Source organism: Methylobacterium sp. C33D (genome assembly GCF_053345825.1).
Map to the genome: position 1 here is coordinate 172,349 of NZ_JBKFAV010000003.1, position 20,754 is coordinate 193,102.

Consider the following 20,754-nt stretch of genomic DNA (forward strand, 5'->3'; position numbering starts at 1 on the left):
CGACCACATCTCATCTCGGCCATCGCGTGGACCGGACCGCTCCAGCACGAGGAGAGGCCCACGATGAACGCACCCGTTCTCCCGAAGGACGTGAAAGGCAGCCCCGAGACCGTGACCACGGGTCCGGTGACCGGATCGCGCAAGGCCTACGCGAACCCGGCCGGGCGGCCGGACATCCGCGTCCCCTACCGCGAGATCGTCCTCTCCGATCCGAAGGAGGAGCCGGTGCGGGTCTACGACCCGTCGGGCCCCTACACCGAGACCGATGCCCGCATCGACCTCAATGCCGGCCTCCCCGGCGTGCGCGAGCCCTGGATCGCGGCGCGCGGCTACGCGGCCGTCGCGCCGCGGGCGGTGAAGCCCGAGGATAACGGCTTCGCGGGCGACAAGCTCGTGGCCCCCTGCCCCGCCGAGCGGACCGTCCGCAAGGCGGCCCCGGGCCAGATGGTGACCCAGTACGAGTTCGCCCGCGCCGGGATCATCACCGAGGAGATGATCTATGTCGCCCATCGCGAGAACGTCTGCCGCGAGGCGATGCTCGCGGGCGCCGAGGCCGCGCTCGCCGACGGACAGAGCTTCGGGGCCTCGGTCCCGCCCTTCATCACCCCGGAATTCGTGCGCGACGAGATCGCCCGCGGCCGGGCGATCATCCCGGCCAACATCAACCACACCGAGCTGGAGCCGATGGCGATCGGCCGGAACTTCCTGGTCAAGATCAACGCCAACATCGGCAACTCGGCCGTGACCTCCTCGGCCGCCGACGAGGTCGAGAAGCTCGTCTGGTCGATCCGCTGGGGCGCCGACACGGTCATGGACCTGTCCACCGGCCGCAACATCCACAACATCCGCTCGTGGATCATCCGCAACAGCCCGGTCCCGATCGGCACGGTGCCGATCTACCAGGCGCTGGAGAAGGTCGGCGGCGACCCGCTCAAGCTCGACTGGGAGGTCTTCAAGGACACCCTGATCGAGCAGGCCGAGCAGGGCATCGACTACTTCACCATCCATGCCGGCGTGCGCCTCGCCCACGTGCCGCTGACCGCGCGGCGCGTCACCGGCATCGTCTCGCGCGGCGGCTCGATCATGGCCCGCTGGTGCCTCGCCGGGCACCGGGAATCGTTCCTCTACGAGCGGTTCGACGAGATTTGCGACATCATGCGGGCCTACGACGTGTCGTTCTCCCTGGGCGACGGCCTGCGCCCGGGCTCGATCGCCGACGCCAACGACGCCGCCCAGTTCGGCGAGCTGGAGACGCTGGGCGAATTGACCAAGGTCGCCTGGGACAAGGGCTGCCAGGTGATGATCGAGGGCCCCGGCCACGTGCCGATGCACAAGATCAAGGTCAACATGGAGAAGCAGCTGAAGGAGTGCGGCGAAGCGCCGTTCTACACCCTCGGCCCGCTGACGACCGACATCGCCCCCGGCTACGACCACATCACCTCGGGCATCGGCGCCGCCATGATCGGCTGGTTCGGGACCGCGATGCTCTGCTACGTCACGCCGAAGGAGCATCTCGGCCTGCCGGACCGGGACGACGTGAAGACCGGCGTCATCACCTACAAGATCGCCGCCCACGCCGCCGACCTCGCCAAGGGGCATCCCGCCGCGCAGCTCCGGGACGACGCGCTCAGCCGCGCCCGGTTCGACTTCCGCTGGGAGGACCAGTTCAACCTGGGCCTCGATCCGGATACGGCCCGGCGCTTCCACGACGAGACCCTGCCGAAGGACGCCCACAAGGTCGCGCATTTCTGCTCGATGTGCGGGCCGAAATTCTGCTCGATGAAGATCACGCAGGACCTGCGCGCCGAGGTCCTGGCGATGGAGGAGGCCGGCGAGGTCGTGGGCGCGGCGCCCGCGATGTCCAAGGCCGAAGCCGAGGCCGGCATGCGGGCGAAGTCGCAGGAGTTCCTGGCCGAGGGCGGCAAGCTCTACGTCGACGCCGCCGAGTGAGACGGCGGCGCGCCCGGTCCGCTCAGGATTCGGGCGCGCCGCAGCCCCGCCCCGGCGTTCCGCCGCGCGGGGCCTCGATATCGAGAATGTCGCCCGGGCGGGCGCCGTAGGCATCGTGCAGCGCCGCCAGCATCAGATCCGCGGCGATGCCCATGTCGGGCGGCGTTCCCAGCTCCACGAGGCGCGCGAAATTCTCCGCCAGGTCCGCCTGGACGTATCCGAGCGCCGCCAGCGCCTGCCGGGCCGTCGCATCCAGCCGCAGGCGCCTTCGGCCGGGTGGTCCGTAGGTGCCCGACGCGGCCTCGCAGAACATCCGCGAATCCCGATCCTGGAAGATGCACTGGACGTAGCGCCGCGCCTGTCCGTGCGGCGCGACGACGATGAAGCGGTCGCGCGAGACGTCGACCGGCCCGCGCCTGTGGATGGCGTCGAGCCGCTCCGCGACGGCGCAGCGGTGCTCGCGGATGAACGGCGCGCGCGTACCCGGATCGCCAGCCGCGGCCGGCGCGGCGAGCGCCGGACTCGTCGCCAGGACGAGCATCGCCGAGATCCTGTGCATCGCGTGCTCCACGCTGCGCGGGGCGGGCCGCGGCCCCGTCGCGGGAAGACGAACCGGCTGGGCGCCGGGTCGATCCAGGAGAAAATTCAGCACGGATTTGTGTCGCACCGGTAACGCGATGTTCATCGCATCTCCGATGCCGCCGCATCATCCGGTGGACCGGCGGTCGCCATTAAGGAACGATTAGGCAGGCCCGCGCCTCAATCCTTCGATCACAGGATCGCAGGAGACCGGCGATGGAGATCCGAACGCTGACATCCACGACGCCGGGGCCGCAGGGCCTCGACGCGCTCGGAGCGACGGCCGCCGCCGCCGTGACCCAGCAGGCGCCCGAGCCCGAGACCCCTGCCAAGCCGCTCGAGCCGGCGGTGAAGCTCGACATCGGCACGAACGGCGGCAAGGCGCGGTACATCCAGGACCCGGACACCAGCTCGATCGTGTTCCAGGTGGTCGATCCGTCGTCCGGGAACGTGATCGACCAGCTCCCGAGCGAGACCGCGCTGCGCAACCGCGCCTACGATTCCGCCCGCAGCGCGCAGGGCTCCCAGAGCGGCAGCCTCTCCCGCGTCGCCTGAAGGGCGTCGCTCAGGCGCGCAGCCGGCGAACCGAGTCGTCGACCGGCGGCGCGGCCAGGCCGAACTGCGCGAGCGACAGGATCTCCACCGGCGCATCGCGCCGCGCGACGAGCACGCTGTTCTCGGCGACCGTCGTCCAGGTGCCGTGATCCCGGTCGAGCGGCTCCGAGGCGACGACCACGCCGCCCTCCGAGGCGCGGAAGTAGAGCGAGTTGGCCTTGTCGTTCGCGGCGTACCGGAACGCGTAGAGATCGCGGCCGTCCGCCAGCGCCGCCGTGAAGCGGAACGGGTGCGGGCCGGCGAGGTCCGTGAGCCGCGCGAGCGCGCGCGCCGTCGCCTCGACCGGAGTGCTGCGCGGGCCCGGTCCCATCAGGCCGCAGCCCAGCAACCCCAGGAAGATCGCCTCGGAATCGGTGGTGCCCGCTCGGGACGGGTAGAGCTCGTCGGGGATCAGCGCCTCGACCGGCCGCCGCAGACGGCTCCAGTCGCCGATATAGCCGTTGTGCATGAACAGCCACGGGCCGCAGGCGAAGGGATGACAGTTCGGACGGGTAATCGGTGTCCCGGTCGCGGCGCGCACGTGGGCGAAGAACAGGTGCGAGTGCAGGTGCCGGCACAGGTAGCGCAGATTGTCGTCCGACCAGGCGGGCTGAACCTCGCGGTAGCGGCCGGGCTCCGGATGATCGCCGTACCAGCCGAGCCCGAACCCGTCGCCGTTCGTCGCCGCGGTCGATTCGAGTGCCGCGATGCTCTGCGAGACGAGGCTGTGGGACGGCTCGGTGACGTAGTGCTCCAGCGGGATGGTGCGTCCCGCATAGGCGATCCAGCGGCACATCGACGGGCTTCTCCGGGTGTCTGTCGACCGGCTGATCCGGGACGATCGTGGACAAAGCGCGGCACCTTGAGCGCGCAGTCGATCACGATCCGTCGCGAAAGGCGTGCCGCGACCCGTCTCAGACGCCGTGCGTCTGGAGCCAGCTCTCCAGGAGGGCCACCTGCCAGAGCTTCGAGTTGCCCTTGGGCGTCAGCGTGCCGTCGGGATCGGCGAGCAGGTGATCGACGTAGGCGCGGTTGAAGATGCCGCGCGCGCGCGCCTCGGGCCGGTCGAGGATATCGCGGACGTAGTCGAGGAACGGGCCGCGGATGTGCTTCAGCGCCGGAACCGGGAAGTACCCCTTCTTGCGGTCGATCACCTCGGCCGGGACGACCGCCCGCGCGGCCTCCTTCAGGATGTACTTGCCGCCGTCCCGGACCTTGAGCTCCGCCGGGATGCGGGCCGCCAGCTCGACGAGTTCGTGGTCGAGGAACGGCACCCGCGCCTCGAGGCCGCAGGCCATCGTCATGTTGTCGACCCGCTTGACCGGGTCGTCGACCATCATGACTTCCTGATCGAGCTGCAGGGTCTTGTCGATGGCGCTGTCGCTCAGCGATCTCGCGAAGAAGTCCGCGATGTAGTCGGTGCTGTGATCGCCGCCCAGCATGTCGGGCATCAGGGCTTCCCGCATCTCGGCGTGGTCGCGGTCGAAATACGCCTTCGCGTAATCGGCGACCGGATCGGTCGAGCCCATCAGCTTCGGGTACCAGTGATAGCCGCCGAACACCTCATCGGCGCCCTGCCCGCTCTGGATCACCGTCACGTGCTTGGCGACCTCCTGGGACAGCAGGAGGAAGGCCACGGCGTCGTGGCTCATCTGCGGTTCCGACATCGCCGCGATGGCCGCGGGCAGCGCCTCCAGCGTCCGCGAGCCATCGACGGCCAGCTTCGTGTGATCGGTGGCGAAGGTTTCGGCGATGATGTCCGAGTACTTGAACTCGTCGCCCTCGACGCCGTTCACCGCGTCGAAGCCCACCGAGAAGGTCTTCAGGCCGCGCTGTCCGCCGCGCGCCAGCAGGGCCACGAGCAGCGAGCTGTCCAGGCCGCCCGAGAGCAGTACCCCCGTCGGGACGTCGGCGACCTGCCGGCGCTCGACGGCTGTGCCGAGGGCCTCGAGGACGGCTTCGCGCCAATCCGCCTCGGTCCGGCCGCGATCGGCCTCGCGCGGGCCGATCGCCAGCGTCCAGTAGGTTGACCTGTGCTGAGTCCCGTCCGACTCGATCGTCAGGATCGTGGCCGGTGCCAGCTTGCGGACGCCCTTGAAAATGGTGAGCGGAGCCGGGACGCCCGCGTGCCAGCTCATGTAGTGGTGGAGCGCGACGGGATCGATCGCGGTATCGACGTCTCCGGCGGCGAGCAGGGCCGGAAGCGACGAGGCGAAGCGGAACCGGCCCTTCGTCTCGCTGTAGTAGAGCGGCTTCACGCCGAGCCTGTCGCGCGCCAGCACGACCCGCCCGGAATCCCGCTCCAGGATGGCGAAGGCGAACATGCCGGCGAAGCGCTCGACGCAGGCATGTCCCCAGGCGTGATAGGCCTTGAGCACCACCTCGGTGTCGCTCGTCGAGAAGAAGCCGTAGCCCATCTCCGCGAGCTCAGCGCGCAGGGCGCTGAAATTGTAGATGCAGCCGTTGAACACGATCGCGAGTCCGAGGGCCGGATCGACCATGGGCTGCTGGCCGGCCTCGGACAGGTCGATGATCTTCAGCCTGCGATGGCCGAAGACGACCCGGCCGGAACCGAAGAGCCCCGCGGCGTCGGGGCCGCGCGGCCGCAGGCACCCCATCATCGCGTCGACGGCGGCGGGGTCAGCCGGCCGGTCGAAGCAGATCTCGCCGCAGATTCCACACATGATGCCAGCAGGGTCTCGGTCCGGCGCGTTGCGCGCGCCGCCGAGCGAAACGGCCCGCGCGCCGCGGCGTTCCGCCGATCCCGCCCGGACGGCGCGCCGGTCATCCACACGTCGGACCCCGCTTGCCGCGGCGCGAAGGTGCGCTTGGCGTTTGACGCCGTCGTCGTCGAACTGCTAAACCACGACCGTACATGGGCGGACGGCGCCACTCGGAGTTCGAGTTCCGCGCCAGTTCGTGCCGGCCATGTCGGCGGGCGTAGTTCAGTGGTAGAACGTCAGCTTCCCAAGCTGAATGTCGTCGGTTCGATCCCGATCGCCCGCTCCAGTCAAAACCCTGACCCGGCTGCTCTTCTTCGAGACCTGATCGGACGCGGTGTTCCCCGCCGCTCCCCGAAACCACTCGGAATCCCATCCGAGTCGGACGAAGCCTCGGACTCTGACACCCCTTCCTCAACATCGGCTCTGATCTCGGACCGAATGACGAGATCGGCTGCGGACTCAGGTTGGATCGACCGAGACGCCGCCCTGAGTCGACCGCCCCGTTCGGGGCCAGCCTATATCGGCTGACAGCAGCCGTTATCCGGGAAACAGACAGGCTGCTCGGTACCCCTCGCGGTCGAGAATCATCGGAAACGTCCGTCGCCGAGAGCGGACGTGATCAGTCCATAGTTCGAACCGCCGCCCTCTTCAGCGGCAACTGAACGGACGTCGGCGATGTCGGATGCTTTCGCAGACCAGATTCCGACGCGTTACGGCCGCGGAGAAGCGCCGACGACCGTCGTGAGGTAGCTCTCGATACCGTGCGCGAGGCCGTCAATGAACGCATTGGCCAGCCGCGACGGCTCGCGGTGGTTGGGTACGACCAGGGTCACCCCGACATCGATCGGCGGCACGAAGGGCCGGGCGACGATTCCGTTGGCCAGAAGATTGATCGCCGAGAAAGGGTCCGTGATCGTCAGGCCAAGTCCTTCGAGCACGAACGAGCACGCGATCGCCGAGAGGGGAGTCTCGATCCTCTGGTAGCTGGCCGCTGGACCCAACGCGCTCTCGACCTTGTGCCGGAAAAGGCTGCCCTTCCCGAGAAGGATGATTCGCTCGTTGACGAGATCGTCGGCAGAGATCCGGTCTCGATCGGCCAGACGATGGTCGCGCCGCAGGATCACGACAGCCGAAGCCGGGATCGGGGTGAGGCTGAGGGACGGCCTCTCCACCGGATGCGCCGCGAAGCCCAGGTCGAACTGTCCGCCGGCCACACGCTCCAGCACCAGATGGGAGGGAATTCCGTCGAGCAGGATCGACAAATCCGGGTGCTGCCGTACGAAGGCGGCAATGTAATGGGGCAGAAATCCGAGCGCCATCGCGGGATGCGCGGCGATCCGCAACGACCCTCTCTCGAGATTGCGCAGGTCGTTGGCCCGTTTCTCAATGAATTCGAGGCCGAGATAGGTGCGCTCGACTTCTGAAAAGAGTTCGACCGCCTCAGCCGTCGGGGTGATTTGATTGCCGCGCCGATGGAACAGGACGAGGTCCAGCGTCGCCTCGAGATCCTTGATCAAGCGACTGACCGCGGGCTGAGTGATGTGCAGGGTTTCGGCGGCAGCCGTCATGCCGCCTGTCAGCATCACGGCGCGGAACGCTTCGATCTGGCGGGCCTGCATGCGCATCGTTCGATAATATTTGCGCATGCAAGAGCGTCAATTATGAATTTGCGCTGATCGACGGGCTGCGGGACAGTCGGCACTCATCGAGGTCGGGGGATGCAGGTCATGAGCAGGCGGTTGCGCATCACGGCGGGGCTCGCCCTCGCCCTTCTCTCGCTCCCAGGCCCGCTCCAGGCGCAGGAATCCCTCGTCGTCGCCGGCTATGGCGGCTCGACGGAGACGGCGATCCGCGAGAAGATCCTTCCGAAGTTCGAGAAGGAGAACGGCGTCAAGGTCACCTATGTCGGCGGAAATTCGACCGACACCCTGGCCAAGCTCCTCGCCCAGCGCGACAACCAGGAATACGATGTCGCCCTGATCGACGACGGCCCGATGAGCCGGGCCGTGTCGCTCGGGCTCTGCGCTTCCACCCCGGACATCGATCGGAGCAAGCTGCAGCCGGTCGCCAACATCTTCGGCGACAAGGCGTCGGGCCTGGGCATCATCGCTACGGGGCTGATGTACAACACCAAGGTCTTCAAGGAGAACGGCTGGGCGCCGCCGACGTCTTGGAACGACCTGAAGGATCCCAAGTACAAGGGCAAGATCGTCATGCCCCCGCTCAACAACGGCTACGGCCTGCTGACGGTGGTGATGCTGGCGCGGATGAATGGCGGCAGCGAGGCCAAGATCGATCCGGGCTTCGCCGCGATGAAGGACGTGGCGCCCAACATCCTGGCGTTCGAGCCGTCGCCGGCCAAGATTACAGAACTGTTCCAGACGGGACAGGCGATCCTGGCGGTCTGGGGCTCCTCGCGGGTGCAGGCTTTTGCCGAGACCGGCTTCCCGGTCGACTTCGCCTACCCGAAGGAAGGCGCGCCTGTGGTGATGACCGCCATCTGCACGGTGGCGAAGAAGGCCCCTTCGCCCAAGGCCGAGGCCTTCATGAAGATGATGCTGTCGCCGGCGGTGCAGTCGATCCTGGCCGATGCGGGCGGCACCGCCCCGGTGAACAAGGACGCCGTGATCCAGCGCCCCGGGATGATGCCGGTCGGCGACAAGGCCGCCAAGCTCGTGGCCGCCGACTGGCAGGTGATCAACCCCGTCCGGGACGCCTGGAACAAGCGCTGGACACGGGAAATCGAGCGCTAGGCCGCGCGCCCCGCGACGGATGACGGGGGCGGCTCGGCAGCGCGCCGCATCCCCCTATGCCCCATCAGACCCGCACCATCGCGGGCGGGAGGATGCATGTCGTATCTTGTCTTGAGTGGCCTGCGAAAATCCTATGGCACCGTGCAGGTCCTGCAATCCCTCGATATCGCCGTCGAGAAGGGCGAGTTCATCTCGCTGCTCGGGCCCTCGGGCTGCGGCAAGACCACGACGCTGCAGATGATCGCGGGCTTCCTCGAGCCCAGCGGCGGAACGGTGACGCTGGATGGCGCCGACCTGCTCAAGCTCGCCCCCAATCGGCGGGGCCTCGGGATCGTGTTCCAGAGCTACGCCCTGTTTCCGCACATGAGCGCGGCCCAGAACGTGGCCTTCGGTCTCGAGATGCGCGGCGTCGCCCGGGGGGAGGTACGCCGGCGGGTCGCAGAGGCGCTCGCCCTCGTCGGCCTCGCGGACAAGGGCGAGCGGTTCCCCCGGCAGATGTCGGGGGGGCAGCAGCAGCGCGTCGCGCTGGCGCGGGCCCTGGTGATCCGGCCCTCCATCCTGCTCCTCGACGAGCCGCTCTCGAACCTCGACGCCAAGATGCGCGAGGAGATGCAGATCGAGCTGCGCCAGATCCAGCGCACGCTGGGGACCACCACGATCCTCGTAACCCACGACCAGCAGGAGGCGCTGGCCCTCTCCGACAGGATCGTGGTGATGAACGCCGGTCGGATCGAGCAGGTCGGCGCCCCCCTCGACGTGTACGAGCGCCCGGCGACGCCCTTCGTCGCCTCCTTCCTCGGCACCACCAACGTCTTCCGGGGGACCGGTCGCGGTTCGGCGATCGAGATCGCGGGCCACCTCGTCCCCGTCGGACGGGCGGTGTCCGGGCCGACGGAGCTGACGGTCCGTCCCGAGAAGATCCACTTCGCTGGACCAGGGGCTCCGGGACTGCCCGGCACCGTCAAGGCCCGGGTCTTCCAGGGCGGGCACTGGCTGTTCGAGATCGAGACCGCCGCCGGCCGCACAGTGGTGATCCGCCAGAACGATGGCAGCCCCGCCCCCGCCGAGGGTGACCTCGTGGTGCTCGGCTTCGAGGGGGCCCATGCCCAGCTGCGCGATCAGGAGAGGGCGGCATGAGCGCGTCGAGATCTCCCTCGCCCTACGCCGCCGTCGGCCCCGCCGCGCTGCTCTTCCTCGGGGTTCTCGCGGTGCCCCTCGCGATGACCGTGCTGCTGTCGTTCAACGCCTTCGATTCGGCGCGAGGCATCGTCGCCACGCGCGACTTCCAGAACTACGCCGAGGTCCTCGGCGACGCCTATTTCGCCGAGATCTTCCTGCGAACCCTGCGGATCTCGCTCACCGTCACGGCGATCAGCGTCCTCCTGGGGGTTCCGGAAGCGTATATCCTGAAACGGATGCGCGAGCCCTGGCGCTCGATCTTCATCCTGGTGGTCATCGGCCCGTTGCTGGTCTCGGTCGTGGCACGGACGCTCGGCTGGGCGATCCTGCTCAACGGCAACGGGCTGCTCTCGCAGGCCCTCCAGGCGACGCATCTCAGCGCCGGGCCGGTCTCGCTGATGTTCACCGAGACCGGGGTGGTGATCGGCCTCGTCCACGTCCTCGTGCCGTTCATGGTCCTGTCGGTCTGGGCCTCGCTCTCGCGGATGGATACGGCGAGCGAGCGGGCAGCCGAATCGCTCGGCGCCGCCAAGCTGACGATCCTGCGCCGAATCGTGCTGCCGCAGGCCGTGCCCGGAATCCTCTCCGGCAGCATCGTGGTGTTCTCGCTGTCGGCCAGCGCCTTCGCCACGCCGGCGATCATCGGCGGGCGCCGCCTCAAGGTCGCGGCGACGCTCGCCTACGACGAGTTCCTGAACACCCTCAACTGGCCCCTCGGCGCCGCCGTCGCGGTGCTTCTCCTCGTCGGGATCGTCGCCATCGTGGTCGGCTGGAACCGGTTCGTCGAGCGACGCTACCAGCAGGTGTTCGCATGAAGAACGGCCCCCTCGCCCTCCTCTTCCACGCGCTGTTCATGGCGTTCCTCGTGGCGCCCATGCTGGTGGTCTGCGTCGTCGCCTTCACGCCGGAGGGCTACCTCGCCCTGCCGACCCACGGCGTCTCCCTGCGCTGGTTCCGGCGGCTCGTGGAGTACCCGGAATTCCTCTCGGCCTTCCGCACCAGCCTGCTGATCGCGGCGGCCTCCTCGGTGACGGCGGTCGTCTTCGCCACGCCGGCGGCGCTCGCCATCGCCCGCCATCGCTTCCCCGGGCGGGACGCGCTGAGCGCCCTGTTCCTGGCGCCGCTGATGATCCCGCACGTGGTGCTCGGGATCGCCTTCCTGAGGTTCTTCTCGAGCGTCGGCCTGTCGGGGACCCTGCTCGGGCTGATCGTCAGCCACGTCGTCGTCATCTTTCCCTTCGCCCTGCGGATGGTGCTGGCCGGCGCCAACGGCATGGATCGGCGGATCGAGGATGCCGCCCTCTCCCTGGGCGCGTCCCGGGCGACGGTGGTGCGGCGGGTGATGCTGCCGCTCATACTCCCAGGCATCGCCAGCGGCTTCGCCCTGTCGTTCATCCAGAGCTTCGACGAGGTGACGATGACGGTGTTCATCGCCTCACCCTCGACGACGACCCTGCCGGTGCTGATGTTCAACTACATCCAGGATTCCATCGACCCGCTGATCTGCGCGGTCTCAACCTTGATGATCGTGCTGACGGTGCTCTTCATGATCGTCGTACATAAATTCTACGGTCTTGAGCGCCTGTTCGTCGGCGAGACCCGCGCATGAACCCGCTGATGCAGGACGGCCCCGACTCGCACGACGTCGTCGTGGTGGGCGGCGGCTTGGTCGGGATGGCGCTGGCCTACGGGCTGGCCCGCCAGGGCCGCGGCGTCACCGTCCTGGACGAGGGCGACGTCGCGCACCGGGCATCCCGGGGGAACTTCGCCCTCATCTGGGTGCAGGGGAAGGGCCTCGCGATGCCGGCCTACGCGGACTGGACCCTGCGGTCGGCGGATCTCTGGGGCGGCCTCGCCGCCGGGTTGAGCCGGGAGACGGGTATCGACCTCGGCTATTCCCGCCGGGGAGGGTTCAGCCTGAGCCTCAGTGCGGCCGACCTGGAGGACCGTGCCGGGCGCATGACGCGGCTCCACAACCAGCTCGCCGCGCCGGCAACCTTCGAGGTGCTCGACCGGTCGGCCCTCGGCGACCGGCTTCCGGCGATCGGGCCGGAGGTGGCCGGGGGGATCTACTGCCCGGCCGACGGCCACGTGAACGTGCTCCGGCTCTTCGGAGCGCTCCACCGTGCGGCGCAGACGCAGGGGATCCGGTACCGGCCGAACACTCCCGTGCAGGACATCGCCCGCCATCCGCGCGGCGTCGCCGTCCGGACGGGTGGCGGGGAGATCCGGGCGCGGACGCTCGTCCTCGCCGCCGGGCTCGACAATGCCCGCCTCGCGCCGATGGTCGGCCTGCGGGCGCCGGTGAGGCCGCAGCGGGGGCAGGTGATCGTCACCGAGAAGGTGGCGCCCTTCCTCGACCATCCCCTCGGCACGGTCCGCCAGACCGACGAGGGCAGCGTCATGATCGGCGATTCGAAGGAGGAGGTCGGCTTCGACGACGGCACGCAGAGCCACGTGCTCGGTGGGATCGCCGACCAGGCTGTGCGCATGTTTCCCCTGCTCGCCCGGGCGCAGGTGGTGCGCAGCTGGGGGGCGCTGCGAGTGATGAGCCCGGACGGGCACCCGATCTACGAGCGGTCGCGCACCCTGCCGGCCGCCTATCTCGTCACATGCCACAGCGGCGTGACCCTCGCCGCCGCCCACGCCCTCGTACTCGCACCGCGCATCGCGGCGGAGACGTGGTCCGAGGATCTGGCCCCGTTCGCAGCAGGAAGGTTCGCCGATGTTCCGCAGGCTGCATGAGGCCGCCGAGACCTGCCGGGTGGTCGTGGACGGGCGGCCCGTGGCCGCCGCCGCCGGCGACACCGTCGCCACGGCCCTCCTGCTCGCCGGCATCGGTCCATTCCGCCGGACCCTGAGGAGCGGGACGCCCCGGGCCGCCTATTGCGGCATGGGCGTGTGCTTCGAGTGCCTCGTCGCCATCGACGGCGTCGGCCACCGGCAGGCGTGCCTGGAACCCGTCCGCGACGGGATGGTGATCGTGACGGGCGGGCAGGGCCGCCACCTCAGCGACGAGGACAGGCCATGAGCGACCCAGCCCCACAGGACGCCCCCCAGGACCTGCTGATCGTGGGCTGCGGCCCCGCCGGCATGGCCGCCGCCATCGCCGGCCGGCGGGCCGGACTGGCGGTGACCGTCGCCGACGAATCCCAGGCGGCGGGCGGCCAGATCTACCGGTCGGTGCTGAAGCCGTTTCCGGGAAGCCCGGCGCTGGGCTCCGATTACCGGCTCGGCGCGGCCCTCGCCCGGCGCTTCTCGGATTCGGGCGCCGTGCTGATACCCGGCGCAACGGTCTTCCTCGTCGAGCCCGCCCCCGAGGGCGGGTTTGAGACCGGGCTGATGATCGGCGGGCGCGGGCGCCGGGTCCGCTCCCGGTGCGTGCTGATCGCCACGGGCGCCCACGAGCGGCCCTTCCCCGTACCGGGCTGGACCCTCCCCGGCGTGATGACGGCGGGCGCCGCGCAGACGATGCTGAAGGCGAGCGGCGTCGTGCCCGAGGGCCCCCTGCACCTCGTCGGCACCGGGCCGCTCCTCTATCTCCTCGCCGCCCAGTATGCCCGCCTCGGCGTGCCCGTCGCGGCCCTGCTCGACACCGCCCCCCGCCGGAACTGGCTGGCGGCTCTGCCGCACCTGCCAGCCTTCCTCGGCACCGCCTATGCCTGGAAGGGGATCGGGCTCCTGCGCGAGGTGCTCGCCTCGACGCGCATCGTCCGCGGCGTCGAGGATCTCTCCCTCGGGGGAGACGGGCGTGTCGCCGAGATCCTCTACCGGGCCGGCGGCCGACGGCACGTCCTGCCGACCCGCACGGTGCTGCTGCACCAGGGCGTCGTGCCTCAGGTCAACCTCGCCATGGCCTGCGGCGTCCCGCATCGCTGGAACTCGGACCGGCTCGCCTTCGAGCCGGAACTCGGCCCGGACGGCCGGACGCACCGGCCCGGCCTCTACGTCGCGGGCGATACGGGGGGAATCGCCGGCGCGCAGGTGGCCGAGCACCGGGGGACGCTGGCGGCCCTCGCCGTCCTGCGAGACCTGGGCCGGGACGCGCCGGACGCCGCCGGCCCGCGCGGCGCGGCACGAAAGGCCCTGCGCGGACGGCGCTTCCTCGATGCCCTCTACCGGCCGCCCGACCGGTGCCGCGTCCCGTCCGCGGACGAGACCATCGTCTGCCGCTGCGAGGAGGTGCGGGCCGGCGAGATCCGCGCCCTCGCCCGGCAAGGCGCACAGGGACCGAACCAAGCGAAGTTCTTTTCCCGTGCAGGGATGGGTCCCTGCCAGGGGCGCCTCTGTGGCCTCACGGTCTGCGAGACCATGGCCGCCGAGACGGGGCGCGACCCGGAGGCGATCGGCTACATGCGCGTCCGCATGCCGGTGAAGCCGGTGCCCCTCGCCGCCATGGCGGATCTCGCCCGCGAGCCCGTTTGACCCTTACGAACCGAGAGAGGACTTCGCGATGACCGCCGCCATCACACGGCTGCACACCAACGCCCGGATGAGCAAGATCGTGGAGGCCCAGGGGCTCGTCTATCTCTGCGGCCAGACCTCGGGCGGGACGGACATCGCCGACATCGTGGGCCAGACCCGCGAGGTCCTGTCGCGGATCGACCGCCTCCTCGGCGAGACCGGCTCCTCGCGCACCCATATTCTGACCGCGACGATCCATCTGCGCGACATGGCCGATTTCGACGCGATGAACGCCGTCTGGGAGGCCTGGATGCCGGAGGGAAGTGCCCCGGCCCGGACGACGGTTGAGGCGAGACTCGCCACGCCGAGTTTGCTCGTCGAGATGACGGTGACGGCGCTGCGGGCATCGCGGCCCTGATGCGACGGGCTGGATCGGGGTCAGGACCGGACCGGCGGATTTGACCATCCGACCGGGACGCCTCCGCCATCATCGGGCAAGGACCGCGAGCGTCTATGTTCCTGAGCATCTTCGATGTCTTCAGCATCGGAATCGGGCCCTCGAGTTCGAACACGATGGGGCCGATGCTCGCGGCCCACCACTTCGTCCAGGCGCTGCGCGACCGGGCTGGGCGCGCGCCCGCGACCGCCCCGACGAACGGCGCGTCCAGCGTCATCCCGGCTTTCATCCGCTACTACCGCGACCATTGCCACGGCTCCGACCATGCGGGCATCCGCGACCTCCTCCTGACGGCCGCGGCCATCGGCGGGATCATCAAGACGAACGCGTCGCTCTCCCGGGCCGAGGTCGGCTGCCAGGGCGAAGTCGGATCGGCCGCCGCCATGGCCGCCGCGGGCCTGTGCGCCGCGCTGGGGGGCACGAACGCCCAGGTCGAGAACGCGGCCGAGATCGCGCTGGAACACCATCTCGGCCTGACCTGCGACCCGATCCGGGGGCTGGTGCAGGTGCCCTGCATCGAGCGCAACGGCCTCGGGGCGATCTAGGCCGTCGCCGCCGCTTCGCTGGCGCTACGGGGAGACGGCACGCACATCATGCCCCTCGACAACTCCATCGAGGCCATGAGGCAGACCGGCCGCGATATGAGCACCCGCTACAAGGAAACCTAGACCGGTGGTCTCGCCGTCAACCTCCCCGAGTGCTGAGGCAAGAGCCTACCGCCTGTCCGGGCAGCTCGGAGGATGAGTTAGAACGGCGCTGCGCGCGGCCTTCGTCGCCCGAGCGCCATCCTCCCTCGGAGCTTCGCTCGGCCCTCTGGTTTCCAAGCCTGCGTGGCGCAACTGGCGGATGGTGCAGCCTTCCGGATCTGCTCTCTTCGACGCTGTAAGAGGACCTTCCGCGTTCGGCCAGATCCGGCCGATGCGCAGCGCCCATGTGCTCGTCTCAGATGGGTGGGAAGCAGCTTGGCTGCTTTCAGTCGCAAAACGTTCTAAAGCGGACCTAGGATGAACCGCCTTCTTCGGATGGACGGTCGAACCCATCTCAGGGTCGAAGTTCGTTAAAGCCGGATGCCGACTTCATCAGAGGCGATGCGACCGGCGCGGAAGTGCTATGTCTCGGAGACAGCGGGATTCACGATCGCAAAGCCCCAATCACGCGACGTCTCGTAATGGTCCGGCATGGCCAGAGCGTAGCCAACCAATTCGGTCTATTTACGGAATTGCTGGACTCGCCCTTGACCAAGCAGTGCCGGTTAGAGGCAGAGGCAGCCAGACGGCGTTTGGCCAAGCGCAGCTGGCGCTTTTCCGATGCCTTCACCTCGACGCTGACGCGGGCCGTCGTGAGCGGCTGGCTTATCCTCGATGCGCTCGGGCAACCCGGCCTAATCCCCAACGCTTCGCCGCGCTCGACGAGCGGGACTACGACGACCGACCAGACCGCCGCCGATGCGTGTTGGGGGGCGGAGCGGATCAAGACCTGGCGCTGCTCCTACGCCGAGACGCTGCCGAACGGTGAGATCCTATGCGATACCGTCGCCCGCATCGTGCCATGCTACCTCCGATCCATCCTACCCGCGATCATGGGCAGGGACGTGCTCGTCGTCGGCTATGGTAATTGCCTACGGGCCCTCGTTATGGCGCTCGAAGACCTCAGCCCGGCGGAGATCGAGCACCTCGAACTCGCGACGGGCTCCGTTAGGATCTACGAGTTTGCCGCGGACATGACGATCAAGGCAGGCTGCATCGACGGCTGAATGCGCCTGACGGCCCCCCAAAATGGATCTTCAAAGGCCGCGAAGGGAGTCTAACTCATCTATTTCATTGATGATAAGCATCTAATCATTCCGTTGGATTGAATGAAAGGGCAGTGGGATTCTCCGGCATCACATCGGAGCCATCCATGTCCGCCCCCAGACTTGTCTCCCACCCTCGATCGATGCGTGCTCTGGCCGGCACGAGAACTATCCTTCCGGGACTGAGCCTCTGCGTGGCGGTAACCGCCGCAGCGGTCGGCTTTGAGGCCGTCGAGACGCGCCTGTTCGGTCGCGCTTGGCTCGAAGCCCTGGTGCTGGCGATCCTACTCGGGAGCGCGGTCCGCACCGCCTGGACCCCGTCGCAGCGTTTCTTTCCCGGCATCGCCTTCGGGGCCAAGACCGTGCTGGAGATCGCGGTAGTACTGCTCGGCGCGTCGCTCAGCCTCGCGACGATCCTCGCCGCCGGCCCGGGCCTGCTCTTCGGCATCGCGGGCGTCGTCGTGGTCGCAATCCTGTCGAGCTACGGCATCGGCCGGGCACTCGGGCTGCATTCGCGCATGGCAATCCTCGTCGCCTGCGGCAACTCGATCTGCGGCAACTCGGCGATCGCCGCCACCGCTCCGGTGATCGGCGCCGACGGCGAGGACGTCGCCGCCTCCATCGCCTTCACCGCGGTCCTGGGCGTGCTGGTGGTGCTCGGCCTGCCGCTGCTGGTGCCGCTGCTCGGCCTGTCGCCAATGCAGTACGGCGTGCTTGCCGGCCTCACCGTCTACGCCGTGCCGCAGGTCCTCGCCGCCACCGCGCCGGTCGCGACGCTCAGCGTCCAGGTCGGAACCCTGGTGAAGCTCGTCCGGGTGCTGATGCTCGGGCCGGTCGTTCTGATGCTATCGCTCGGTGCGAGCCGGCTGCGCGAGGAGACCGACGAGGCCGCGCCTGCCGTCACCGCCGGCGACCGCCCGGCCCGCGGCGGCCTCGCGATCCAGCGCCTGGTGCCGTGGTTCATCCTCGCCTTCCTGGCGCTCGCGGGACTTCGCTCGGCCGGGCTGATCCCGCAAGTCGCGCTCGCGCCGATGTCGGAGACCGCCAACGTGCTGACCGTAATCTCGATGGCGGCGCTTGGCCTCGGGGTCGACGTGCGCAGCGTCGCCAAGGCCGGGGCGCGGGTGACCCTCGCTGTGGTCGCGTCGCTCCTTGCCCTCGGCGCCGTCAGCCTCGGCCTGATCCATGTGCTCGGCCTCGTCTGATCCGCGCTATGGCATCGATCCGAACCCTTGATGGAAGAATTGCCGTGACACGTTCGTCCCAATCTTCATCCGAGGCAGTCGCGCAGGCGACGGGATGGTTGATGGGGCCGGGTCGCGAAGCGGTGGACGCGGCAGCCCTTCTTGATGGGTTCAGTGCGTGCCTCTCGGGGCTCGGCCTGCCGCTGGCCCGCGCCACCACCCACGCGCCGACCCTGCATCCGTCGTTCCGGTGGGTGATGCGCGTCTGGCATCCAGGAACGTCGAGCCTAGCCCTGCGTCGCCGCCACGGCATCGAGACAACGCCGACCTTCCACGGCAACACCGTCGAACACGTGGTCGAGACGCGGACCCCATTCCGATGCCGTCTCGACGGGGATGGGCCGCTGCCGTTTCCCGTGCTCGGCGAGCTTCGCAACGAAGGTCTGACCGACTACCTCATCGCGCCGCTGCGCGCCGCGCGTGGACGAATGGGTGCCGCCTCCTGGGCGACAGTGAGACCGGGCGGATTCACGCCGATCGAGATCGACACGTTGCTGGCACTGGTCGAGCCGTTCTCGCTGCTGTTCGAGATCAAGGCGCTCGACGACATGCTCGGCGCAATCCTGAGTGCCTATGTCGGGCGCGACCCGGCTCGGCAAATCCTGGCCGGCACAGTTCGGCGCGGCGACGTACGCCTCATGCGGGCCGCGATGATGCTGACCGACCTGCGTGGGTTCGGCGAACTGTCCGACCGGCAAAGCCCCGACCGTGTCGTGGCCTCCCTCAACCGGATGTTCGACGCCATCGTGCCAGCCGTCGAGGAAGAAGGCGGCGAGGTGCTTAAGTATATCGGCGACGGGCTACTGGCCGTGTTCGATGCCGATCGCGACGAGGCCGAAGCGCGCCGTGCCGCCTTGCGTGCCGCCGAGGCCGCACTCGATGCGCTTGCGACTTTGCGCGACGGCCATAGACCCGCCTTCGAGGTCGGTGTCGCACTTCATGTCGGAGAAGTCGCCTACGGCAATATCGGCGGCGGCGACCGGGTCGATTTCACGGCGATCGGCCGCGATCTGAATGTGCTCGCCCGCGTCGAGCGCCTGTGCAAGACATATGATACGCCGCTCATCGCCACCGACACCTTCCTCGACGGCCTCGCGCATTCCCTCGAATCGCTCGGGACCGTCGCCCTGCGTGGTTTCGCCGAACGTCACGCCCTGTTCGGGCATCGCAGGACCACGGCAGTTGAAGCACCGGCGGCCCGACGTTGAAACGGCATCAAGCACGATCGGGGCGGAGATCGAAAATTTCCAAATCATCGCTTTGAGAGATCGTTCGCATCACGAAAGACCGTTAGTGGGAATAAATCGCATCCCGTAGCATCTCCCTGGTCGCGAGATACCGCGGCGGGCTTGGTGCCCTCGAACGCATCGATGCCGACATTCTTCAAGGGGGAGAGACCATGCACGGACTGGACAGACCAATGAACCGCCGCCTCGTGCTGGGTGGGCTCGGGCTCGGCAGCCTCGGCGCCGCGCTGCCGGCCTGGGCCAAGAGCACTGTGAGGCTTCCACTGCCAGGCGGCCCGGATGAGCGGGATCTGACCACCGCCTTTCCGGGCAAGGGTGAGATGATCCTGCAGCGTACTCATCCTCCGCTGCTGGAGACGCCGTTTTCGGTGTTCGACGAGGGCGTGTTCACCCCCAACGATCGCTTCTACGTGCGCTGGCACTGGGCCTCGATCCCGACCGAGGTCGATGCCGGCACCTTCCGTCTGAAGGTCCACGGTCATGTCGAAAAGGAGCTCTCGCTCTCCCTCGATGCCATCGCCGGCCTGCCGCGCTTCGAGATCGCCGCGGTCAACCAATGCTCGGGCAACTCCCGCGGGTTGTTCGAGCCGCGGGTGCCCGGCGCACAATGGGCGAACGGCTCGATGGGCAACGCCCGCTGGACCGGGGTGCGCCTCAAGGACGTGCTCGAAAAGGCCGGCGTGAAGGCCGGTGCCGTACAGGTGCGCTTCAGCGGTCTCGACGAGCCGGTCGTGGACGACGCGCCGGACTTCAAGAAGTCGCTCGATCTCGACCACGCTAACGATGGCGAGGTGATGATCGCCTACGCGATGAACGGCGAGCAATTGCCGCTTCTCAACGGCTTCCCCCTCCGCCTCGTGGTGCCGGGCTGGTACTCGACCTACTGGGTCAAGATGTTGTCGGACATCGAGGTGCTGGACAAGCCCGACGACCAGTACTGGATGAAGACCGCCTATCGTATCCCGGACGTCCCGGGCGCCAACATCAAGCCCGGCCAGACCGGCTTCAAGACGGTGCCGATCAACAAGATGGTACCGCGCTCGTTCGTCACCAATCTGCAGGACGGCGCCAAGGTCGCGGCCGGAACGCCGTTGGCCGTACGCGGCATCGCCTTCGGCGGCGATTGTGGGGTGAAGGCGGTCGAGTTCTCCGGAGACGGCGGGGCGACGTGGCGTCCAGCACAGCTCGGCGCGGACGAGGGCCCCTACAGCTTCCGCCGCTTCGAGGGCAGCCTGCCGGCGTTGGCCGCCGGCACCCACACGGTGAAGGTCCGCTGCACCAATACCAACGGCGTCGCGCAGCCCACGGACCGGGTCTGGAACGGGGCTGGCTTCATGCAGAACGGTATCGAGACCGTGTCCTTCCAGGCCGCTTGAGGAGAACAGCCATGACCCCGATCCGCTCTGCGGCACTCAGCGTCGCGCTTATACTGTTTCCCCTGGTGGCGGTCGCCGCCCCGGCTCCCGAGCCGATGCGCTTCACCTCGCAATCGATCGAGATGCCGATGTCCGGCCGGATCTTCCCCGACGGGCCGGGGGCGGAGGCGGTCAACAACAACTGCCTCGCCTGCCACTCGGCCGGGATGGTGTTGACCCAGCCCAAGCTCACGAAGACGCAGTGGACCGAGACCGTGAACAAAATGGTTCACGTCTACAAGGCTCCGGTCGATCAGGCCGACGTGCAGACCATCGTCGACTACCTCACGGCGTTGAAGCCGACCCCCTGAACTCCCGAATCCCGAGGCCGCCGCGTTTTTTCGCCGGCCTCGGGGAATAGACCGCCCTCGCTGGCATCTCCTTAAGGCGATGCATGGCCGGACCGGTCCCGCACGA

Annotated in this window: 19 protein-coding genes, 1 tRNA gene and 1 pseudogene; 17 read left to right on the forward strand and 4 right to left on the reverse strand. The window is 68.6% G+C overall.

Annotated elements, in window-relative coordinates; genetic code table 11:
* Positions 1-63: 63 nt before the first annotated feature.
* Entirely contained in the window at positions 64-1,950 is a 1,887-nt protein-coding gene (thiC, locus tag ACLBXO_RS03335; RefSeq protein WP_447684500.1) for a phosphomethylpyrimidine synthase ThiC, read from the forward strand.
* A 22-nt stretch (positions 1,951-1,972) separates the two neighbouring features.
* Here the strand turns inward: thiC and ACLBXO_RS03340 are convergent, their stop codons facing one another.
* Positions 1,973-2,509: a TY-Chap domain-containing protein gene (locus ACLBXO_RS03340; RefSeq protein WP_447684501.1), complete on the reverse strand. Its 537-nt coding sequence runs from the start codon at positions 2,507-2,509 to the stop codon at positions 1,973-1,975.
* 236 nt (positions 2,510-2,745) lie between these two features.
* Here ACLBXO_RS03340 and ACLBXO_RS03345 point away from each other — a divergent pair, with 236 nt between their 5' ends.
* Positions 2,746-3,084, forward strand: a complete 339-nt coding sequence (locus ACLBXO_RS03345; RefSeq protein WP_331317477.1) for a hypothetical protein — start codon at positions 2,746-2,748, stop codon at positions 3,082-3,084.
* A gap of 10 nt (positions 3,085-3,094) precedes the next feature.
* On the opposite strand, the gene ACLBXO_RS03350 is transcribed toward ACLBXO_RS03345, so the two are convergent.
* Both ACLBXO_RS03350 and ACLBXO_RS03355 read right to left on the reverse strand, forming a co-directional pair.
* Positions 3,095-3,919: a class II glutamine amidotransferase gene (locus ACLBXO_RS03350; RefSeq protein WP_447684502.1), complete on the reverse strand. Its 825-nt coding sequence runs from the start codon at positions 3,917-3,919 to the stop codon at positions 3,095-3,097.
* A gap of 118 nt (positions 3,920-4,037) precedes the next feature.
* Positions 4,038-5,807: an N-acetylglutaminylglutamine amidotransferase gene (locus tag ACLBXO_RS03355; protein WP_447684503.1), complete on the reverse strand. Its 1,770-nt coding sequence runs from the start codon at positions 5,805-5,807 to the stop codon at positions 4,038-4,040.
* 250 nt (positions 5,808-6,057) lie between these two features.
* Here ACLBXO_RS03355 and ACLBXO_RS03360 point away from each other — a divergent pair.
* Positions 6,058-6,132, forward strand: a tRNA-Gly gene (locus ACLBXO_RS03360).
* Between the two features lie 424 nt (positions 6,133-6,556).
* Here the strand turns inward: ACLBXO_RS03360 and ACLBXO_RS03365 are convergent.
* Positions 6,557-7,465: a LysR family transcriptional regulator gene (locus ACLBXO_RS03365; protein ID WP_447684504.1), complete on the reverse strand. Its 909-nt coding sequence runs from the start codon at positions 7,463-7,465 to the stop codon at positions 6,557-6,559.
* A 108-nt stretch (positions 7,466-7,573) separates the two neighbouring features.
* Between ACLBXO_RS03365 and ACLBXO_RS03370 the strand changes: the two genes are divergently transcribed.
* The 14 genes and pseudogenes from ACLBXO_RS03370 (at position 7,574) to ACLBXO_RS03435 (ending at position 20,648) form a co-directional block, all read left to right on the forward strand.
* Positions 7,574-8,599 carry an ABC transporter substrate-binding protein gene (locus tag ACLBXO_RS03370; RefSeq protein ID WP_447684505.1) on the forward strand — a complete coding sequence of 342 codons (1,026 nt, stop codon included), beginning with the start codon at positions 7,574-7,576 and terminating at the stop codon, positions 8,597-8,599.
* A 96-nt stretch (positions 8,600-8,695) separates the two neighbouring features.
* Positions 8,696-9,736 (forward strand): ABC transporter ATP-binding protein, encoded by a 1,041-nt coding sequence (locus ACLBXO_RS03375; protein WP_447684506.1) that lies wholly within the window; start codon positions 8,696-8,698, stop codon positions 9,734-9,736.
* Entirely contained in the window at positions 9,733-10,593 is an 861-nt protein-coding gene (locus tag ACLBXO_RS03380; protein ID WP_447684507.1) for an ABC transporter permease, read from the forward strand. The genes ACLBXO_RS03375 and ACLBXO_RS03380 overlap by 4 nt, the downstream gene beginning before the upstream one ends.
* Positions 10,590-11,387 (forward strand): ABC transporter permease, encoded by a 798-nt coding sequence (locus tag ACLBXO_RS03385; RefSeq protein WP_447684508.1) that lies wholly within the window; start codon positions 10,590-10,592, stop codon positions 11,385-11,387. The genes ACLBXO_RS03380 and ACLBXO_RS03385 overlap by 4 nt, the downstream gene beginning before the upstream one ends.
* On the forward strand, positions 11,384-12,523 hold the full coding sequence (locus ACLBXO_RS03390) for an NAD(P)/FAD-dependent oxidoreductase (RefSeq protein ID WP_447684509.1): 1,140 nt from the start codon (positions 11,384-11,386) through the stop codon (positions 12,521-12,523). Before ACLBXO_RS03385 ends, ACLBXO_RS03390 begins: the two co-directional genes overlap by 4 nt.
* Entirely contained in the window at positions 12,504-12,809 is a 306-nt protein-coding gene (locus ACLBXO_RS03395) for a (2Fe-2S)-binding protein (RefSeq protein WP_447684510.1), read from the forward strand. Before ACLBXO_RS03390 ends, ACLBXO_RS03395 begins: the two co-directional genes overlap by 20 nt.
* Positions 12,806-14,203, forward strand: coding sequence for an FAD/NAD(P)-dependent oxidoreductase (locus ACLBXO_RS03400; protein WP_447684511.1), 1,398 nt, complete (start codon positions 12,806-12,808; stop codon positions 14,201-14,203). Before ACLBXO_RS03395 ends, ACLBXO_RS03400 begins: the two co-directional genes overlap by 4 nt.
* Positions 14,204-14,231: 28 nt before the next feature.
* Entirely contained in the window at positions 14,232-14,600 is a 369-nt protein-coding gene (locus ACLBXO_RS03405) for a RidA family protein (RefSeq protein ID WP_447684512.1), read from the forward strand.
* A gap of 146 nt (positions 14,601-14,746) precedes the next feature.
* Positions 14,747-15,307: pseudogene (locus ACLBXO_RS03410) on the forward strand (L-serine ammonia-lyase, iron-sulfur-dependent, subunit alpha); the annotation flags it as partial.
* A 500-nt stretch (positions 15,308-15,807) separates the two neighbouring features.
* Positions 15,808-16,392, forward strand: a complete 585-nt coding sequence (locus tag ACLBXO_RS03415) for a histidine phosphatase family protein (RefSeq protein WP_083461092.1) — start codon at positions 15,808-15,810, stop codon at positions 16,390-16,392.
* Between the two features lie 182 nt (positions 16,393-16,574).
* On the forward strand, positions 16,575-17,636 hold the full coding sequence (locus ACLBXO_RS03420; RefSeq protein WP_053622208.1) for a putative sulfate exporter family transporter: 1,062 nt from the start codon (positions 16,575-16,577) through the stop codon (positions 17,634-17,636).
* 44 nt (positions 17,637-17,680) lie between these two features.
* Entirely contained in the window at positions 17,681-18,883 is a 1,203-nt protein-coding gene (locus ACLBXO_RS03425; RefSeq protein ID WP_447684513.1) for an adenylate/guanylate cyclase domain-containing protein, read from the forward strand.
* A gap of 191 nt (positions 18,884-19,074) precedes the next feature.
* On the forward strand, positions 19,075-20,298 hold the full coding sequence (locus ACLBXO_RS03430; RefSeq protein ID WP_053622210.1) for a molybdopterin-dependent oxidoreductase: 1,224 nt from the start codon (positions 19,075-19,077) through the stop codon (positions 20,296-20,298).
* A gap of 11 nt (positions 20,299-20,309) precedes the next feature.
* A complete protein-coding gene (locus ACLBXO_RS03435) occupies positions 20,310-20,648 on the forward strand; it encodes a c-type cytochrome (protein ID WP_053622211.1) in 339 nt (112 codons plus the stop codon).
* Positions 20,649-20,754 lie beyond the last annotated feature (106 nt).

Coding starts and splice junctions, on each gene's coding strand:
- thiC (WP_447684500.1), top strand. CDS start 64: ATGAACGCACCCGTTCTCCCGAAGGACGTGAAAGGCAGCCCCGAGACC.
- ACLBXO_RS03340 (WP_447684501.1), bottom strand. CDS start 2,509: ATGCACAGGATCTCGGCGATGCTCGTCCTGGCGACGAGTCCGGCGCTC.
- ACLBXO_RS03345 (WP_331317477.1), top strand. CDS start 2,746: ATGGAGATCCGAACGCTGACATCCACGACGCCGGGGCCGCAGGGCCTC.
- ACLBXO_RS03350 (WP_447684502.1), bottom strand. CDS start 3,919: ATGTGCCGCTGGATCGCCTATGCGGGACGCACCATCCCGCTGGAGCAC.
- ACLBXO_RS03355 (WP_447684503.1), bottom strand. CDS start 5,807: ATGTGTGGAATCTGCGGCGAGATCTGCTTCGACCGGCCGGCTGACCCC.
- ACLBXO_RS03365 (WP_447684504.1), bottom strand. CDS start 7,465: ATGCAGGCCCGCCAGATCGAAGCGTTCCGCGCCGTGATGCTGACAGGC.
- ACLBXO_RS03370 (WP_447684505.1), top strand. CDS start 7,574: ATGAGCAGGCGGTTGCGCATCACGGCGGGGCTCGCCCTCGCCCTTCTC.
- ACLBXO_RS03375 (WP_447684506.1), top strand. CDS start 8,696: ATGTCGTATCTTGTCTTGAGTGGCCTGCGAAAATCCTATGGCACCGTG.
- ACLBXO_RS03380 (WP_447684507.1), top strand. CDS start 9,733: ATGAGCGCGTCGAGATCTCCCTCGCCCTACGCCGCCGTCGGCCCCGCC.
- ACLBXO_RS03385 (WP_447684508.1), top strand. CDS start 10,590: ATGAAGAACGGCCCCCTCGCCCTCCTCTTCCACGCGCTGTTCATGGCG.
- ACLBXO_RS03390 (WP_447684509.1), top strand. CDS start 11,384: ATGAACCCGCTGATGCAGGACGGCCCCGACTCGCACGACGTCGTCGTG.
- ACLBXO_RS03395 (WP_447684510.1), top strand. CDS start 12,504: ATGTTCCGCAGGCTGCATGAGGCCGCCGAGACCTGCCGGGTGGTCGTG.
- ACLBXO_RS03400 (WP_447684511.1), top strand. CDS start 12,806: ATGAGCGACCCAGCCCCACAGGACGCCCCCCAGGACCTGCTGATCGTG.
- ACLBXO_RS03405 (WP_447684512.1), top strand. CDS start 14,232: ATGACCGCCGCCATCACACGGCTGCACACCAACGCCCGGATGAGCAAG.
- ACLBXO_RS03415 (WP_083461092.1), top strand. CDS start 15,808: ATGGTCCGGCATGGCCAGAGCGTAGCCAACCAATTCGGTCTATTTACG.
- ACLBXO_RS03420 (WP_053622208.1), top strand. CDS start 16,575: ATGCGTGCTCTGGCCGGCACGAGAACTATCCTTCCGGGACTGAGCCTC.
- ACLBXO_RS03430 (WP_053622210.1), top strand. CDS start 19,075: ATGCACGGACTGGACAGACCAATGAACCGCCGCCTCGTGCTGGGTGGG.
- ACLBXO_RS03435 (WP_053622211.1), top strand. CDS start 20,310: ATGACCCCGATCCGCTCTGCGGCACTCAGCGTCGCGCTTATACTGTTT.